Genomic DNA, 3954 nt, shown 5'->3' with positions numbered 1-3954 from the left:
GCTAAACAAGAAAAAAATGACGGATACGAAAGCAAAGCCTATTTTTATTTAGCTAATTTATGTGGTACAATTTCTCAAAAAGATAGTGCTTTTTATTATTATGATAAAGCAATACAAAAAGCGAATCAAATAAATGATGATAAAACGGTACTTTATTATAAAGTAAATAAATCTAATTATTTATTTAGTGAGTTTGATTTTGATGGTGCTCTCTCATTGTACAATGAATGTTTGGATTTGGCTAAAAAAACGAACGATACTTATACTTACGATTATATAATAATAAAAAAAGGGAATATAACCTATGAGATAGGCAAATACAAAGAATCCTTAGAAATATTCAAAAAAGGGATTCAAAGAAAAGATTTTAAGAAAGAAACTATTTTGGGCATTCAACTTAGTATTTCCAAAGCTTATTTGAAATTGAACGAGCCAGATTCTGCTTTTATTTATACAAAAAAGGGAATAGTTGAGTCACAAAAGAGTAAGTTAGATGAATTCGAAATGCACTTTTTAAATCAACAAGGACTTATACTGATTTATAAAAACAATTATCCTAAAGCAAAAGAAGTATTTGATAAAGCATTACAGTTGTCTGAAAAAAGTAATATATTAGAAATGACACGCCTAATTTTGATTAATATGTCAAAATTATACACTTTGCAAAATGAAAATAGTAAGGCTATAGAAATTCTAGAGCAAATTTTAGAAAACAAAAATAAAATAGCGCTTTCTTCTGAAAGATTAGCTGAAATACATTATTTGTTGGCAGAAAATTATAAAGTAACCAATAATTTGAGTGTTTCTAATATACACCTTCAAAAATTTATAGAAGAAGAAAAAAAATTAGGTCAAAAAAAGATTGAAACGATCGATTATTTGCACAAGATTGACGTTTCTGAAATCAATAATCAAAAAACAGCCCAAATAACCCAAAAAAAGATTCTAATTATAATTCTCATTATTTTTATTATTGTGATTGTTTCTATTTTTTACCGAAAGAAAAAAAACGACAATGAGAATCAAGTTAGATTTGACAATCTTCTACAAAAAATAAATGATTTTGAAAACGAATTATCAAAAAGAGAGCTAATAGATACTAATGTAAGCCAGAATTTGAAAGAAACAATTGTTTCTGAAACTCAAATGGATTTTCAAGAACACATTTTAGACGACAACAATCTCCTTATTGATTTTGCCGATAATCATATAGAAGCGGAAGATATTGATGAAGATCTAAAAATAGAAGGAGAAATGTTAAGCAACTCATTTGTAATAAAAGACAAAACAATAACTGAAATACTTGAAAAATTAATAAAACTTGAAGAAAAGAAGTATTTCCTTAATCAAGAATGTACACTACATAATGTTGCTAAAAAAGTAAAAACAAATACCGCTTATTTATCTAAAATTGTAAACAACGAATTAGGGAAAACTTTCAGTACCTACATAAACGAGTTAAGAATTAACTATATAATTATTGAATTAAAAAACAATTCCAAGTTAAGATCTTACTCTATTAATGCCATTGCAGAAGAAATTGGATACAAGAGTTCCGATTCTTTTACTAAATACTTTAACGCTACAACAGGTATTAGCCCAACTATTTACATAAAAAAGATAAATAAATTGCTTGAAAAATAAATTTTCATTTTTTCATTTAAAATCCTGTAAATCAATAATTTAAAACCAAAAAAATACACCCTTTTTTTATAAATATGGGTGTTTTTTGTTTTTTTTACTCAAAAAATCTATTTTACTTTGTCACAGAAATAATAAGAAAAATATTTTCATATCTATTTCTATAATATTTAGGTTTTAAGGGTAGTGAAAATTTTTAATGAGTAACTACCTAAAAAACTAAAAAAATAAAACAGAGTGTGGATACTCTGTTTTATAAGAAAATTTAACAAAATGTAAATCCAACATGCGACTGTTAGGAGATACTTCTACAAATGTAAAAAAGTTTTTTCATAAAACAAATTTTTACTATTTCAAAAGTAACTTCATTTTTAACATTACCTGTTGGTTAAGTAAAGATTTTAACAACAGAAGTAATGACTTTAAAAAAACAAAAAAAACTCAATCAAAATTTAATTTTTGAATTAAAAGAAAATGATGTTGTAAAACAACGCAACTCTTGTATCTCATTAATTAAAAAGTTTCTGAAAAAAGTTTTTGGGAGATAAATAGTTGAAAAAATTATTTATTTGAAATCTCATTTTTCTAGAGTATCACAACTTTTAAAAAGTTAACATTCTTTATTTTTTAAACAATAGGTAAGCGCATTCCAGAATAGGAATCAACTGATTATGTTTTTAAAAAAAAAGAAACACAAGTTTTGCTTTGCATTACAGCACTTTAAACAAGTACTGTAACTAGTGAATATTCAGATTAAATATTAATTTTAAAAGTAGAAAAAAAATGAAAAATCAAAACACAAATTTCAAACTAGCTTTTAATAAGGCTGTTATTGCAGAATTGAATTACCAAAAAATGGCTGAAATTAATGGAGGAACTTCCGACACAAATGGTATAGTAGACACTTGTACTATAGGTCTTCCTACATTAACGAAACAAGAATAGAAGGTTAAAATAAATAAACAATAAATAAAATTAAGATGAAAAAACAAATCAAAAAAGACAAGTTGACTTTCAATAAAGCAGCTGTCACAGAGCTAAACATTTCAGAGTTAACTGAAATCAATGGAGGAACAACAATTATTGGTGGAGAAACATGTACGGGTTGCTGCTGTTTAAAAATTTCAATCACTATCGATCAAAACCAATTGATGTAACAATTAAAAAAAATGAAAAAAGAAAACAAAAAAAACAAGTTGGCTTTTAATAAAGCTGCTGTTACAGAATTAAATCAAATAGAGTTGAACAATATCGTTGGCGGAACCGAAGATATACCTGTTCCAACAGTAATTCAAGAATTAACAAGGATTTCTATACGTCTAATGTAATTAAAACAAAAACAAAAACAAAATGAAAAAACAAAATGGAATCAACAAGTTGGCTTTTAATAAAGTTGCTGTTGCAGAATTAAACGAGAATCAGTTGCAAGAAGTGAATGGCGGAACTTCTGGTACTATTTATTGGCCTTCTGTGGTGATTACTATAGTAATTACAATGGAATAAATTAAGGGTAATGAAAAAACAAAATGGAATCGACAGACTAGTTTTTAATAAGGATGCTGTCACAGAGTTAAACTTTTTCCAATTAACACAAGTTAATGGAGGAACTAGTATTGTAGGATCTGAAGACACGTGCACAGGATGTTGTTGTGTGTCCATTGTAATTCAAATTACGGGTAATGTTATAGCCCAAATATAGTTACAGAAAGGAATTGATACGGAATTAATAAAAAAATTGTTCTTATTAAAACACAAACGATGTAAAGAAACCATGCTCTTTTCACGCTGATACCACGTACGGTAAATAATATAGAATTTGAAGCATCTGTAGTAAGTATTTTGCAAGTGTTGTTAATAAAAACATATTGAAGGAGCACCCTGAAAATCCTAAAAATAGAGTAAGGAGTAAATAATTAAATATAGTAAAAAAATGAAAAAACAAAATGGGATCAACAAGCTAGCTTTCAATAAAGTTGCTGTTGCAGAATTAAACGAGAATCAGTTACAAGACGTGAATGGTGGAACTTCACCTCTTTGTGTAGGAATCATTATCAGTTTATTAATAACAAGACTAGACTAAAATTAAGAAGATGAAAAAACAAAATGGAATCAACAAGTTGGCTTTCAATAAAGTTGCTGTTGCAGAATTAAATGACAATCAATTGCAAGATGTGAATGGTGGAACTTCACCTCTTTGTGTAGGAATCATTATCAGTTTATTAATAACAAGACTAGACTAAAATTAAGAAGATGAAAAAACAAAATGGGATCAACAAGCTAGCTTTCAATAAAGTTGCTGTTGCAGAATTAAAT

9 protein-coding genes are annotated in these 3954 nt (G+C 26.9%); all 9 read left to right on the top strand.

Translation table 11 applies throughout. The features are described 5' to 3' along the window. A partial coding sequence (locus tag RMO70_RS12170) for a helix-turn-helix domain-containing protein (protein ID WP_310556709.1) occupies positions 1-1644 on the top strand: 1644 nt, incomplete at its 5' end. Between the two features lie 780 nt (positions 1645-2424). Then, a complete protein-coding gene (locus RMO70_RS12165) occupies positions 2425-2586 on the top strand; it encodes a class I lanthipeptide (protein ID WP_310556708.1) in 162 nt (53 codons plus the stop codon). Positions 2587-2621: 35 nt separating this feature from the next. Next, positions 2622-2798 (top strand): class I lanthipeptide, encoded by a 177-nt coding sequence (locus tag RMO70_RS12160; RefSeq protein WP_310556707.1) that lies wholly within the window; start codon positions 2622-2624, stop codon positions 2796-2798. A 12-nt stretch (positions 2799-2810) separates the two neighbouring features. Further along, a complete protein-coding gene (locus RMO70_RS12155) occupies positions 2811-2969 on the top strand; it encodes a class I lanthipeptide (protein WP_310556706.1) in 159 nt (52 codons plus the stop codon). A gap of 22 nt (positions 2970-2991) precedes the next feature. Then, positions 2992-3144, top strand: coding sequence for a class I lanthipeptide (locus RMO70_RS12150; RefSeq protein WP_310556705.1), 153 nt, complete (start codon positions 2992-2994; stop codon positions 3142-3144). A gap of 10 nt (positions 3145-3154) precedes the next feature. Beyond that, a complete protein-coding gene (locus RMO70_RS12145) occupies positions 3155-3340 on the top strand; it encodes a class I lanthipeptide (RefSeq protein WP_310556704.1) in 186 nt (61 codons plus the stop codon). A 231-nt stretch (positions 3341-3571) separates the two neighbouring features. Continuing rightward, on the top strand, positions 3572-3721 hold the full coding sequence (locus RMO70_RS16950) for a class IIb bacteriocin, lactobin A/cerein 7B family (protein ID WP_409025083.1): 150 nt from the start codon (positions 3572-3574) through the stop codon (positions 3719-3721). 10 nt (positions 3722-3731) lie between these two features. Then, on the top strand, positions 3732-3881 hold the full coding sequence (locus tag RMO70_RS12140; RefSeq protein ID WP_310556703.1) for a class IIb bacteriocin, lactobin A/cerein 7B family: 150 nt from the start codon (positions 3732-3734) through the stop codon (positions 3879-3881). Positions 3882-3891: 10 nt separating this feature from the next. Then, positions 3892-3954: class I lanthipeptide (locus tag RMO70_RS16945; RefSeq protein WP_409025084.1), on the top strand; the 63-nt coding region annotated here is incomplete at its 3' end.

This window comes from Flavobacterium sp. (assembly GCF_031422135.1).
GTDB lineage: Bacteria > Bacteroidota > Bacteroidia > Flavobacteriales > Flavobacteriaceae > Flavobacterium.
Note: the sequence above shows the minus strand (reverse complement) of the source record. Positions and strands in the feature narration are given on the sequence as shown.

Bases quoted from the DNA above. Each gene is read 5' to 3' on its own strand.
- RMO70_RS12165 (WP_310556708.1), top strand. From the start codon at position 2,425: ATGAAAAATCAAAACACAAATTTCAAACTAGCTTTTAATAAGGCTGTT.
- RMO70_RS12145 (WP_310556704.1), top strand. From the start codon at position 3,155: ATGAAAAAACAAAATGGAATCGACAGACTAGTTTTTAATAAGGATGCT.
- RMO70_RS12155 (WP_310556706.1), top strand. From the start codon at position 2,811: ATGAAAAAAGAAAACAAAAAAAACAAGTTGGCTTTTAATAAAGCTGCT.
- RMO70_RS12150 (WP_310556705.1), top strand. From the start codon at position 2,992: ATGAAAAAACAAAATGGAATCAACAAGTTGGCTTTTAATAAAGTTGCT.
- RMO70_RS12140 (WP_310556703.1), top strand. From the start codon at position 3,732: ATGAAAAAACAAAATGGAATCAACAAGTTGGCTTTCAATAAAGTTGCT.
- RMO70_RS12160 (WP_310556707.1), top strand. From the start codon at position 2,622: ATGAAAAAACAAATCAAAAAAGACAAGTTGACTTTCAATAAAGCAGCT.
- RMO70_RS16950 (WP_409025083.1), top strand. From the start codon at position 3,572: ATGAAAAAACAAAATGGGATCAACAAGCTAGCTTTCAATAAAGTTGCT.